This is a genomic window from Geobacter sp. PheSNFMC, assembly GCF_059620965.1.
The window spans coordinates 20,153-33,016 of record NZ_JCAMRN010000007.1; the positions used below are offsets into that span (position 1 = coordinate 20,153).

The 12,864-nt window shown below is 59.6% G+C and carries 12 protein-coding genes; 10 read left to right on the forward strand and 2 right to left on the reverse strand.

Annotated elements, in window-relative coordinates:
• Positions 1–16: 16 nt before the first annotated feature.
• Positions 17–1,045, reverse strand: coding sequence for an LOG family protein (locus AC6CDK_RS02780; RefSeq protein ID WP_039644265.1), 1,029 nt, complete (start codon positions 1,043–1,045; stop codon positions 17–19).
• Positions 1,046–1,208: 163 nt separating this feature from the next.
• On the opposite strand from AC6CDK_RS02780, the gene AC6CDK_RS02785 reads away from it, so the two are divergent.
• The 6 genes from AC6CDK_RS02785 to AC6CDK_RS02810 all read left to right on the forward strand — a co-directional run bounded on the left by AC6CDK_RS02785 (position 1,209) and on the right by AC6CDK_RS02810 (position 7,548).
• Positions 1,209–2,492 (forward strand): 3-isopropylmalate dehydratase large subunit, encoded by a 1,284-nt coding sequence (locus AC6CDK_RS02785; protein WP_039644267.1) that lies wholly within the window; start codon positions 1,209–1,211, stop codon positions 2,490–2,492.
• A gap of 30 nt (positions 2,493–2,522) precedes the next feature.
• Positions 2,523–3,050, forward strand: coding sequence for a 3-isopropylmalate dehydratase small subunit (locus tag AC6CDK_RS02790; protein WP_039644268.1), 528 nt, complete (start codon positions 2,523–2,525; stop codon positions 3,048–3,050).
• Between the two features lie 155 nt (positions 3,051–3,205).
• Positions 3,206–4,729, forward strand: coding sequence for a hypothetical protein (locus tag AC6CDK_RS02795; RefSeq protein ID WP_192905009.1), 1,524 nt, complete (start codon positions 3,206–3,208; stop codon positions 4,727–4,729).
• Positions 4,729–5,502 carry an MlaE family ABC transporter permease gene (locus AC6CDK_RS02800; protein ID WP_039644272.1) on the forward strand — a complete coding sequence of 258 codons (774 nt, stop codon included), beginning with the start codon at positions 4,729–4,731 and terminating at the stop codon, positions 5,500–5,502. The genes AC6CDK_RS02795 and AC6CDK_RS02800 overlap by 1 nt, the downstream gene beginning before the upstream one ends.
• 40 nt (positions 5,503–5,542) lie before the next feature.
• Positions 5,543–6,592: an MlaD family protein gene (locus AC6CDK_RS02805; protein WP_039644273.1), complete on the forward strand. Its 1,050-nt coding sequence runs from the start codon at positions 5,543–5,545 to the stop codon at positions 6,590–6,592.
• Positions 6,593–6,675: 83 nt separating this feature from the next.
• Positions 6,676–7,548 (forward strand): carotenoid biosynthesis protein, encoded by an 873-nt coding sequence (locus AC6CDK_RS02810; protein WP_039644276.1) that lies wholly within the window; start codon positions 6,676–6,678, stop codon positions 7,546–7,548.
• Here the strand turns inward: AC6CDK_RS02810 and AC6CDK_RS02815 are convergent.
• Entirely contained in the window at positions 7,506–8,330 is an 825-nt protein-coding gene (locus tag AC6CDK_RS02815) for a phosphorylase family protein (protein WP_192905008.1), read from the reverse strand. The genes AC6CDK_RS02810 and AC6CDK_RS02815 overlap by 43 nt on opposite strands.
• A gap of 272 nt (positions 8,331–8,602) precedes the next feature.
• On the opposite strand from AC6CDK_RS02815, the gene kdsB reads away from it, so the two are divergent.
• The 4 genes from kdsB to AC6CDK_RS02835 are packed head-to-tail and all read left to right on the forward strand — an operon-like array spanning position 8,603 to position 12,844.
• Positions 8,603–9,355: a 3-deoxy-manno-octulosonate cytidylyltransferase gene (gene kdsB / locus AC6CDK_RS02820; protein ID WP_039644280.1), complete on the forward strand. Its 753-nt coding sequence runs from the start codon at positions 8,603–8,605 to the stop codon at positions 9,353–9,355.
• 18 nt (positions 9,356–9,373) lie between these two features.
• Positions 9,374–10,984, forward strand: a complete 1,611-nt coding sequence (pyrG, locus tag AC6CDK_RS02825) for a CTP synthase (protein WP_039644282.1) — start codon at positions 9,374–9,376, stop codon at positions 10,982–10,984.
• 33 nt (positions 10,985–11,017) lie between these two features.
• On the forward strand, positions 11,018–11,836 hold the full coding sequence (gene kdsA, locus AC6CDK_RS02830; RefSeq protein ID WP_039644284.1) for a 3-deoxy-8-phosphooctulonate synthase: 819 nt from the start codon (positions 11,018–11,020) through the stop codon (positions 11,834–11,836).
• 42 nt (positions 11,837–11,878) lie between these two features.
• A complete protein-coding gene (locus tag AC6CDK_RS02835; RefSeq protein WP_039644286.1) occupies positions 11,879–12,844 on the forward strand; it encodes a KpsF/GutQ family sugar-phosphate isomerase in 966 nt (321 codons plus the stop codon).
• Positions 12,845–12,864 lie beyond the last annotated feature (20 nt).

The window sequence follows — 12,864 nt, forward strand, 5'->3', positions numbered from 1 at the left end:
GGATGAATTCTTTGTGTCAGAACATGTTGATTTTTCTGATGAATGCAACGAGGAGGCCGTAGTGTTGGTGGTCGAACTGGAGCGAAATGCGTGGCAGCTTCAGCAGGTCGGGCTCATCCGCCTCTTCGGGAAGTGGCGGGCAGCAACTGATGCGGGTACCCGGCTGGCGTAACTCGGGGAATTCATTTTCGAGCTCTTCGATCTGTTCCCGGGTGAGCTCTTTGTTGAGCCGGATGACGAGCCGCTCCTCGAAGAAGCGGAGGGAGTGGTAGTTGCGGTAGAACTCCTCGATGACCCTGATGGCCTCGTCCTCGTCGCGGGTAATGGTGAAAATGGAGAAGTCCTCTGCAGAGATGAATCCTTTGCCGAGGATGCACGAGGTGACGAAATCGAACCAGCGATCCCAGTAGCCGTCGCTGTCGTCGATGAGGACGAGGGGCTTGGGAGAGGTCTTGCCCGTCTGGATGAGGGTGAAGACTTCCATGGCCTCGTCAAGCGTGCCGAAGCCTCCGGGGAAAACGGCGATGGCGTTCGACTCCTTGACAAAGGCGACCTTGCGGTTGAAGAAGTACTTGTAATTGATGAGCCGCGGATTCTGGAGCATCACGGGGTTGGGCTTCTGCTCGAAGGGAAGGCGGATGTTCACGGCAAAAGAGCGGTCGCTGCCCGCGCCCTCATTCCCGGCCTGCATGATACCCGGGCCTCCGCCCGTGATAATCATGTATCCCTTGTCGGCAAGTTTCCGGCTGAAGCGGATGCAGGTCTGGTAGATCGGTTCCTGGGGCTCCGTGCGAGCCGAACCGAAGATGGTCACCTTCCGGCTGGTGCGGTAGGGGGCGAACACGTTGGTCGTGTAGCGCATCTCCTTCATGGTGTTGTTGAGCAGCTTGAGATCTGCCGGATAGCTGGATTCCAGGCCCGATTTGAGGGCTGAAATGATCATTTCACGTATCAGGGCCGGGTGATGGATGGTTCCGACCTTCTCCATAAGGGTGTCGATGAGTGTGTCGATTTCGCCGTTGGTGCGCGTAAAGCTCAGTTCCATGTCTCGCTGACGTCTCCCCGTGAAAAATTTGCGTATCCTAGCATGTCTGTTGCGGTGCAAGCAAATGTTAAACCACATCGAACAAATATTACATTGATTTATAGACCCTGTTTGTTTACATTGGCACCACATTCCATCATGTTAGACGCGAGGATAGTGCGAAATGGGGAAAACTATTGCGGAGAAGATTTTTGCCAGTCATCTGGTTGATGAACCCTTTGCCGGCACTAAGGTGCTGAGGCTCGACGTGGTGATGTGTCACGAGATCACCACGCCCATCGCCATTGCCGACCTGATGGCGCGCGGCAAGGACCGGGTTTTCGACCCGACAAAGATCAAGGCGGTCATTGATCACGTGACCCCCAGCAAGGACTCCAAGACGGCCACCCAGGCGAAGATGCTGCGCGATTGGGCGCGGCGCCACGGCATCGTGGACTTTTTCGACGTGGGCGCCAATGGCGTCTGTCATGCGCTGTTTCCCGAGAAGGGGTTCATCCGTCCCGGCTACACGGTGATCATGGGTGATTCCCACACCTGTACTCACGGTGCGTTCGGCGCGTTTGCGGCAGGCATCGGTACCACCGATCTCGAGGTCGGCATTCTCAAGGGAGTCTGCGCCTTCCGCGAACCGAAAACGATCCGCATTAACCTGAACGGCTCCCTGCCTGAAGGGGTGTATGCCAAGGACGTGATTCTCCACGTCATCGGCCGGGTCGGCGTGAACGGGGCGACCGACCGGGTAATGGAGTTCCGCGGGCCGGTGGTTGACGCCATGACCATGGAGTCGCGGATGACACTGTGCAACATGGCCATCGAGGCGGGGGGCACCTCGGGGATCTGTATGCCCGACATGGTGACGGTCGATTACCTCTGGCCCTTCATCAAGGATGAGTATTCGTCCCGGGAAGCCGCCCGTGAGGCATTCAGCCAGTGGCGGTCCGATGAAGACGCCGTCTACGAACAGGTGCTCGATTTTGACGTGTCGAGCCTCGAGCCCATCGTCACGTTTGGCTACAAGCCGGACCAGGTGAAACCGGTCTCTGAGATTGCCGGTACCCCCGTGGACCAAGTTTATCTCGGCTCCTGCACCAACGGCCGGTTGGAGGATCTGCGCATTGCCGCACGCATTCTCAAGGGAAAGAAGATTGCGCCCACGGTACGCGGCATACTCTCTCCCGCTACGCCGAAGATCTACCAGGATGCCATGCGTGAGGGGCTGATCGATATCTTCATGGAAGCCGGCTTCTGCGTGACCAACCCCACCTGCGGCGCCTGCCTCGGCATGAGCAACGGCGTCCTGGCCGAAGGAGAAGTCTGCGCATCGACCACGAACCGTAACTTCATGGGGCGGATGGGCAAGGGGGGGATGGTCCACCTCATGTCTCCGGCAACGAGTGCCGCAACCGCTATCGAGGGTAAGATAGCCGATCCCCGGAAGTATCTGTAGCGTCCATATTCCCAGCAAGGAGACAGACCGATGAAACAGTTTGGCGGCCCCGTGCTCTTTCTCGACCGCTCTGATATCAATACCGACGAAATTATCCCGGCCAAGTATCTGACCGAGATCACCAAGGAAGACCTCAAACCGTATATCCTGGAAGATCTGAAGCTGCCCGGCTTCGATCCCAAGGGGGAAAAGACGAAGGCTGCGCGTGTCGTTGTCTCCCGGGCCAATTTCGGGTGCGGCTCATCCCGCGAACACGCGCCGTGGGTGTTCGAGGTGAACGGCATCACTGCTGTGATTGCCGAGTCGTTTGCCCGGATCTTCCGTCAGAACATGTTCAACTGCGGCATGGCTGCCATTGAACTCTCAGCCGATACGATCGAGGGGCTGTTCACCTATGCCGGCTGCGCCGACGCGGCCATCTCCATTGATGTGACAGGGCAAACGCTCACCATCTCGGGTGGGGGCACGTCGGAAACCCACTCCTTCGATATTTCGCCCTTCGACAAGGCCCTCGTCCTTGCCGGTGGCTGGGTTGACTACGCCGACAGCAAGTATTGAACATCGTTACATTGCATCGGATTGAAGCTGTTCGAAGGCCCGCCGCACGCGGGCTTTTTTTCTGTTCGCGCGGGCTGGGGTCTTTTCTGTTGACTCCCCGGGTTGCCAAGGGTATTAAAGCTGTCTATACATTATTTTGACACGGCGGATTATACGTGAAGTGCTTTCGTCTCCTGTTCCTGGCAACCCTGGCAACCATAATTGCGGCATCGCCGCTCCGGGCCGCCGATGACAACGGAAGGGAAGGAACGATATTCACCTTCTGGCCCCTGATCGATTACCGGGAAAGTCCGGCCGAGGAGTTCAGCAACCTGTCGATCCTCGGCCCATTGGTCAAGATCCAGCGTCAGGGGGATGAGACGGTCACTGCCCTTCGTCCGCTGGTGTATCGCACATCCGTGGAGCGGGACGATGCCGCCGGGACAAGCATCCTCTATCCCCTGGCTTCGGTCACCAGCGCGCCGGAGCAGTGGAATCTCCAGGTGCTCCAGCTTTTGCAGGTAAATGCGTTCCGCAGGGATGAACCGGGCGAGACCGAGGACACTTCCATGCTGTTCCCCCTCTATATCAGGGGGGAGTCCCGTGAGCACGGCACGTACACGTCGGTTTTCCCCTTTTATGGAACGCTGTACAATCGGCTCTTCCGGGACGAGATACACTATGTGCTCTTTCCCCTGTACGGACGCACCGTGGCAAAGGGGACTACGACGCGTCATTATCTCTATCCGTTCTTTGCCACCATCGAGGGACAAGAAGAGTCCGGTTGGCAATTCTGGCCCCTCTACGGCAGGTCGAGCGGCGAAGGGCGCTATGATAAGCAGTTCGTGCTGTGGCCCTTGTACCTCAGGGAGCGCGCCGGTCTCGATACGGACAATCCGACCGAGCGACTCACGATGTTTCCCTTCTATGCATCGACGGAGTCGCCCCGGCTATCGTCCCGCTCCTATCTCTGGCCCTTTGCCGGATGGTCCAGCGATCACGCGACCGGTCAGGAGGAGCGCTATTACCTGTGGCCCTTCATCATGACCGCCCGGGGGGAGAAGCGGGAAGTCGATCGCTTTTTGCCGTTCTATTCCCGCGAACAGACCAGGGAGTCGGTCAAACAGTGGTATCTCTGGCCGTTGGTCAATCATGACGAGATCACGTCGGACACCTACTGCCGCGATCGGGACCGGCTTCTGTTCTTCCTGTACTCCGACAGCATCGAACGATGGCCGATTGATGGCGCGGAGCGGAGAACCACGGCGCTCTGGCCACTGTTCACGTTCCACCGCAACGAACGGGGGGTGAAGAGTTTCAGCTTCCCGGCTCCGCTGGAGCCGTTGACACCCCGCGAGGGCATTGAGCAGAACTGGGCGCCACTCTGGCGTCTCTATATCCAGAAGTGGAACGATGGTGGCGATTCGGCAGTTTCCTTTCTCTGGAATCTTTACTGGCATGAGAAGCGGGGCAATGATCTGGCGTATGAGGTTTTTCCGCTTCTCGCGTATCGCACCCGGGGCGAAGGTTCAGATGTGTCGATCCTGAAAGGCCTCGTACGTTATCGTTCGTCAGGTGACAAGAGGATGCTCCGCCTGTTCTGGCTTCCCTTCGGCCTGGAATGGACGGAAGGCAGCCACGAGGCGCAGGGCGCGACGCCTCCCGGCGAAACCCGTATCGAGGCGAGGTATGAACCCTGATGGGCATGTTTGAACGAGTTGGCAAAAAAGTTCTGTCCTTCCACGAGGTACTGGGTGAAATGCTGATGCTGCTCGGCAGAACGGTCTGGTTTTTCCGGGAAGCCCCCCGGAACCTGCCGAGCATTTTCAACCAGATGGCGATCATCGGTTATGAGACCGTGCCCATTGCGTCGGTCATGGCTTTTTTCGTGGGGATGGTCCTGGCGCTCCAGACCGGCGTCGAACTTCAGAAGTACGGAACCCAGAACATCATCGGCGGCATCGTGGGGCTTTCCATGGTGCGCGAGCTGGGACCGGTCATGACCAGTTTTCTCGTGGCCGGTCGGGTGGGTTCGGCCATGGCGGCGGAGATCGGCGTGATGAAGGTCTATGAGGAGATCGATGCGCTCAAGACCCTCGATATCAACCCGGTGCGCTACCTGGCCATGCCGCGGCTCATCGCCTGCCTGGTGTGCGTGCCGGCCCTGGTTATCTTCGCCAATGCCGTCGGAATCGTGGGCGGGGCCATCATGAGCCACCTCCACCCGAAGATATTCATTTCCTACTCGACGTATTACGACAGTCTCAATACGGCCCTCAAGCTGAAGGAGGTGGGGGCCGGCCTGGTGAAGGCAACGGTTTTCGGCGGGATCATCGCGCTCGTTGCCTGTTATACGGGATTCAAGACCAGCGGTGGCGCCCGGGGCATCGCGCAGGCAACGACCCGGGCCGTGGTCTTGTCGTTCATGCTGATTCTGGTGGCCGATTATTTCCTCACCAGGATTCTGATGTAGCTAAGAGGATTGACCTGTCGGGAGACGGGGGGGAGAGTTCATGGCGCTGTCGACTGAAAAGAAAGTGGGTTTTTTCTTCATGGCCGGATTGGTGGTCCTGGGGGTGATGCTCGAATTGGGCGAGCGGTGGAACCCCTTTGAGAAGAGCATCCCCTATGTGACCTATCTTTCGAGCACCACCGGCCTCAAGGTGGGAGACCCTGTTCGCCTGGCCGGTGTTGAGGTCGGGAAGATTACCCGGATCGATATCGAGGACGGCAGAGTGAAGGTCGGTTTCGAGGTCAAACCCGGGACCCGGATCAGAACCGATTCAGTGGCGACCATCCGGCTGACGAACCTTCTGGGGGGGCAGTTTCTGGGGATTTCCTTCGGTACTCAGACCGCTGACATCCTTGCGCCGGGCTCCGAGGTGAAGAGCAGGGAAATTGCCAATATTGACATCATCGTCGACAACGTGAGCGATCTGACCAAAGATGCGCGGACGTTCCTCAACGATCTGAACACCAACCAGAACGAGGTGTTGGGGAAAATCTCGACCATGCTCGACGAAAACAGGGGGAATCTCAAGGGCGCGGTCCAGAATCTCAACAGCATCACCGCAAAGATGGACCGGGGCGAAGGCTCACTTGCAATGCTGCTGAATGACAAGGCCCTCTATCACAACACCAACGAGCTCGCTGCGAGCCTCAAGACCGTCACCGCGAAGATAGAGCGGGGCGAGGGCTCGCTGGGCAAGCTGGTAAACGAGGATGCGCTGTATGTCGAAGCCAAGGGGGCATTGGCCGAGTTGAATGCCGGCGCCAAGGATATCAAGGAAATCGCGGCCAAGATCAACAAGGGTGAGGGGAGCGTCGGCAAGCTCGTCAATGATGAGACTCTTTACAACGAGCTGCGTGACGCCTCCAGAAACATCAGTGACGTGGCACGCAAAATCAACGAGGGGCAGGGCACTCTCGGCAAGCTGGTGAACGATGACAAGCTCTACCGTGATACCGCCGCCGCCATGAAGAAACTGGACAAGGCAGCCGACGGCCTCTCCGATTCGGGGCCGATCTCGGTGCTTGGAAGTGTTGTCGGCACGCTGTTTTAACGGGTACTAGCTGGAGCAATACTGTAATGACGTGAGCGCGGAGCCGTGTGGTGCGGCTCCGCGTTTGTTCGTCAGGAGGAACTATGGAAGACGTTCTGCGAATCGCGGTGGGAACCGTGACCATGCGGCCCTACGTATTTGCCTTTTTTGCAGCGTACCTGGTGGCGGCGGTGCCGCACCTCGGCTGGCGCAAGACCCTGTTGTTCACCGCGGCCGGCTATCTGATTTCCTTTGCGTCCGAGTTCAGCTCCATCAATACGGGAATACCCTACGGCTGGTACTATTACATCGACGCGACCCGCGATCGTGAGCTGTGGATCGCCGGGGTACCGTTTTTCGATTCCCTTTCCTACGTGTTTCTTGCCTACTGCAGCTATGCCACCGCACTGTTCGTTGTGTCACCGGTCAAGGCGTGGCGATGGGATGTCGTTACGCTCGAATCGCGGTCTATCCGGGGATCCTTTGCGGTTCTCTTTCTCGGCTCCCTGTTTCAGGTCTTCCTCGACATTATCATCGATCCGGTGGCCCTCCAGGGGTATCGCTGGTTCCTGGGCCAGATTTACGGTTACCGGGAGCCCGGCATCCATTTCGGCGTTCCGCTCTCGAACTACGTGGGATGGTGGGTCGTGAGCGTGATCATGGTGTTCGTCCTGCAGCGGATAGATTTATGGAGCGAAGGGAAGGGAGGGAAGCCCGCAGGGGTAGCCAATCCGCCCCTGCGCTCGCTCTACGGGCCGATCCTCTATCTGTCGGTGCTCGTCTTTAACCTGGCAGTGACCCTCTGGCTCGGTGAATACCTCATTGCGCTGACCGGGATACTGATCTATGTCCTGGCGGGTTCAATTGCGATTGTTACCATTGTGCGCCGGACCAACCGCTACCGGAAGGAGGAGCTGGCCGAGCATCTGAGTGATTATCCCTGGTCCGCCGTATCGGGACGCAGCGCAAAAGAGTAGGATCGGGGGGACGCGGTAATGGCAGGCAGCGTTTCCGCCAGCGCGATGACGGCCGCGGCCAGCAGTGTGCCGGCCCGTCTCGATGAACGCGCCAGCCTGACGAGCTGCGGCATGATCCAGGGTTTTCGGAGCAGGGTGGCCATGACCCGGTGCGGCCTGATATTCAGGCCGGCATCGGTAAATTCGTCCAGCGAAAAGCCGAACTCTTCCCCGGCATCGTCGGTAATGGCCCGCAAAGCCAGGAGCGGGATGCCGTGCCGGGCGGCAACGCCCGCCACGGCGGCCGTTTCCATGTCGAGCACCGGTGATGTCACAGCGGCCGGAATCAGTGGCGCGACGAGATGTTTGGCGAGGATTGTGCCGGCGGTAATGATGGTGCCGGCGGTCAATGCAACGGAGGTGCGCTGTGCCAGGGACTTCATGGCACTGGCGGCGAGGGGGGCGTCTATCCCGGCTGCGGGGGTGAAATCCCTTCCGTCATAGTTCAGGCACCCGGTTCCCATCACCAGGTCGCCGACCGACAATCCCGGCAGCACGCCGCCTCCGAATCCGAATGAGACGACCACGTCGGGGCAGGCCAGCCCGACAAGCCGCTCCGCCGCCGATTCCGCCCGCTCCGGCCCCATGCCCGACTGGGCGAGCCAGATAGCCGCATCGCCCATCTGTGCGCGCCAGATGGGAAAGGGCTGGTGCGCAAGCAGTGTTGCCCCGCGCAAGAGGCGCAGCAGGGGGCGGGTTTCGTCCGGCATGGCAGCCATGAGGCCGATGGTTATGGGGGGCATGACCGGTCTCCGCATGAAGGTGAATGAGGGCACTCTATCAGAGCTGGTGCGCCCCGGGCAACGCATTTCACTCCTTGACACGCCCCTGCCTTTGCGGTAGCGTTATACGTCCCACCTGTCGGAAGGGACACACTCTGCAGTACATCTCTTGCCTTCACTCGGTCAATCTCGTTGGTAGCGTCATTTCAGCCAGTTGCACGTTTCGCCCCTGCAGGGCGCGTGACGTTCGCGCATGCCGTTCAGGGCGAGTGCAGGTATGTGGGGGACTTTGTATGAACATTACTGCCATAATCCCCGCCCGCTTCGCGTCGACCCGCTTTCCCGGCAAGGCTCTGGCCGATATTGCGGGCAAGCCGATGGTTCAGCATGTGTACGAGCGAACCGCACGGGCGCGTCTTGTGTCTGAGGTTGTCGTGGCAACGGATGACGACCGGATCGCCCAGGCGGTCCGCGGCTTCGGCGGCAGGGTCGAAATGACCTCCCGGGACCACGAGACGGGAACGGATCGTCTCGCCGAGGTGGCCTCGCGCATCGGGGCCGAGATCATAGTGAACGTGCAGGGTGATGAACCGCTCATTGAGCCCGCCATGATCGACGAGGCGATTGCTCCGCTTGCGGAGAATCCTGCCGTTCGCATGGGGACCCTCAAAAGCCGCATCCGGACGCTTCACGACTTTCTGAGTCCCAACGTCGTGAAGGTTGTGACCGATCTGGAGGGGTATGCGCTCTACTTCTCCCGCTCGCCGCTTCCTTTTTTCAGGGACAAGTGGAATGACTTGAAAGACGAGTCCTTTGCATCGGGGCGGCTGCTCTGCTACAAGCATGTGGGGCTCTATGTCTATCGGCGCGATTTCCTGTTGGAGTTCGCAAAAATGCCACCCACCGTCCTCGAGTTGGCGGAAAAGCTCGAGCAACTCCGGGCGCTGGAGAACGGCTGCCGGATCAGGGTGGTTGAAACAGCGCACGAGTCGATCGGTGTCGACACCCCCAACGACCTGGAAAAGGTTCTCGAAAAGTTGAAATAATCTGACTCAGGAGTGTGCATGAAAACCAAGTTCATCTTCGTAACCGGCGGCGTCGTGTCCTCCATCGGCAAAGGGCTTGCCTCGGCGTCGCTCGGGGCACTGCTGGAGTCCCGCGGTCTGCGGGTCACCATGCAGAAGCTGGACCCTTACATCAATGTCGACCCCGGCACCATGTCGCCGTTCCAGCACGGCGAGGTCTTTGTCACCGACGATGGTGCCGAGACCGATCTCGATCTGGGGCACTACGAGCGGTACACCTCAGCCCGTCTCTCCAAACGGAGCAATTTCACCACGGGTCAGGTCTACTTTTCGGTCATTGAAAAGGAACGGCGCGGCGATTACCTGGGTGGGACCGTGCAGGTCATTCCCCACATCACCGACGAGATCAAGCACAAGATCCTGGAGAACGCCAAGGGGGCCGATGTGGCCATCGTGGAGATCGGAGGAACGGTCGGCGATATCGAGTCGCTTCCGTTCCTGGAGGCGATCCGTCAATTCAAGGCAGACCGGGGGGTAGGGAATGTCCTTTACCTTCATGTGACCCTTGTGCCGCACATCAAGACAGCCGGCGAACTGAAAACCAAGCCGACCCAGCACTCGGTCAAGGAACTGCGGGAGATCGGCATTCAGCCCGATATCCTCATCTGCCGCTGCGAGATGGAGCTGCCCCGGGACATGAAGGCCAAGATCGCCCTGTTCTGCAATGTGGAAGAGAAGGCGGTCATCACCTCCACCGACGCGGAACACATCTACGCGGTGCCCCTGGCGCTTCACAAGGAAGGTCTCGATGAGCAAGTGGTCGAAAAACTGAACATCTGGACCAAAGCGCCTGATCTCAGCCCCTGGCACAGCGTCGTGGAGAAGCTTCGCTCGCCCCTGAGGGGAGAGGTCCGCATTGCCATCGTGGGCAAGTATGTCAATCTCACCGAGTCGTACAAGTCCCTGTCCGAGGCCCTTACCCACGGCGGAATCGCCAACGACTGCCGGGTGGCTCTCACCTATCTGGATTCCGAGCGGATCGAGAGCGAAGGGGTCGGTAGCGCCTTTGACGACGTAGATGCCATCCTGGTGCCGGGTGGCTTCGGCGAACGGGGAACCGAGGGCAAGATCAAGGCCATCGAATATGCCCGCACCCGGAAGATTCCGTTCTTCGGCATCTGTCTCGGCATGCAGATGGCGGTGGTGGAGTACGCCCGCAACGTTTGCGGGCTCGACGATGCCTGTTCCAGCGAGTTCCGTCCCGATTGCACCCACCCGGTCATCAGCCTGATGGAGGAGCAACGCGACATCGACCGGTTGGGCGGCACCATGCGGCTCGGTGCCTATCCCTGCAGCCTCACCAAGGGGACCTTTGCCCAGAAGGCATACGGTTCACTGGAAATATCAGAGCGGCACCGCCACCGCTACGAGTACAACAATGTCTTCCGCGAGACCCTTGTGGCCAACGGCCTCGTCATTTCGGGGCTCTACAAGGAAGGAGACCTGGTGGAGATCGTGGAGGTCGCCGATCATCCCTGGTTCCTCGGCTGCCAGTTCCACCCGGAGTTCAAGTCGAAGCCGCTCAACCCTCATCCTCTGTTCAGGGCGTTCATCGCAGCAGCCATTGAACAGAGGGACAAAAGGCGATAGGCTGTCAACCTATTCCCACAACGAGAGGTTTGTATGACCAGAGAAATTACCATAGGCTCCGTAAAGATTGGGGGCGATCGTCCGCTGGTGCTCATAGCCGGTCCCTGCGTGATCGAAAACGAGGCGGCAACCCTGCGCTGCGCCGAGCGCCTGATGACCATCTGCAACGGCGTATCCCTGTCGCTCGTGTTCAAGGCATCCTATGACAAGGCGAATCGCACGTCGGTTACCTCGTTCCGCGGCCCCGGTATGCAGGAGGGGCTGCGCATTCTCCAGAAGGTGAAAGACTCCCTCGGTATCCCGGTCATCTCGGACATCCACTCAATCGAGCAGGTAAAGCCGGCCGCCGAGGTACTCGACATCATCCAGGTTCCCGCGTTTCTCTGCCGCCAGACCGACTTGGTGGTGGAAGTCGGCCGGACGAACCGGGTGGTCAATGTCAAGAAGGGGCAGTTCATGGCCCCTTGGGACATGGAGAACGTGGTCGGCAAGATCCTGTCGACCGGCAATGAGCGCATCATCCTGACTGAGCGCGGGGTATCGTTCGGTTACAACAATCTCGTTTCCGACATGCGGAGTCTCCCCATCATGCGCCGCATCGGCTTCCCGGTGGTCTTCGACGCAACCCACAGCGTTCAACTACCCGGCGGCCAGGGCGGTTCCTCAGGCGGACAGCGCGAGTTCGTGGAGTACCTGTCCCGGGCCGCGGTCGCCACCGGAATCGACGGTATCTTCATGGAAGTCCACGAAGACCCGGACAAGGCCCTGTGCGACGGCCCCAACTCGGTGAGGCTCGACGATCTGCCCGCGCTGCTCAAGAAGCTGAAGGCAATCGACGCCATCGTGAAATAGAACCCGGACCCGCCATTGGCCGGTTCCTGAAACGGAAGCACAATGATTCTTGAAGAAGCGCGAAAAGTCATACGGGTCGAAGCAGCAGCACTCATGCGCCTTGCCGATTCCATCGACGGCGAGTTTGAAAAGGCGTTGCGCCTCATTCTCGACACCCGCGGACGGGTTGTCGTTACCGGCATGGGGAAGTCGGGGCTCATCGGCCAGAAAATAGCCTCAACCATGGCGTCCACTGGCACGCCGGCCCTGTTCCTTCACCCGGCGGAAGGGGTTCATGGCGACCTGGGGATGATCATGAAGGGGGACGTGGTCATTGCCATCTCCAACAGCGGTGAAACCGAAGAGGTGGTGCGCATCCTGCCGATCATCAAGCGACTCGGTGCTGCCCTCGTTTCCATGTCGGGCAATGCCTCGTCCACGCTTGCCAAGGCGGGCGACGTGTTCCTCGATATTTCGGTTGCCGAGGAGGCCTGCCCCCTCGGTCTGGCCCCCACCGCATCCACCACCGCAACCCTTGCCATGGGTGATGCACTTGCGGTGGCTCTCCTCATTGAGCGCGGGTTCAGGCCCGAAGATTTCGCCCTGTTCCACCCGGGCGGCTCCCTGGGAAAGAAACTTCTCCTCACGGTGGAAGACCTGATGCATTCGGGCGACGCCGTGCCGCTGGTGGACACTGCCACGCCGATCCGCGACGCCCTGTTCGTCATCACGGCCAAAGGGCTCGGCATCACCGGCGTCTGCGCGGAAGACGGCTCCCTGGTGGGGGTGGTCACCGACGGGGACCTGCGCCGCTCTCTCGGCAAGGGGGTCGATGTCCTTAATCAGGCCGCCGGGGAGATCATGACCCGCAATCCAAAGAGAATCAATCGTTCCGAGCTGGCTGCCAAGGCTCTCCAGGTAATGGAGTCCCACTCCATAACGTCCCTGTTCGTCTTCGACGATGCGGCCGCTAACCGGCCGGTGGGGATCATTCACCTCCATGACCTGTTGCGGGCGGGCTTGGCATGACCGCCGGGGAACGGGAACTC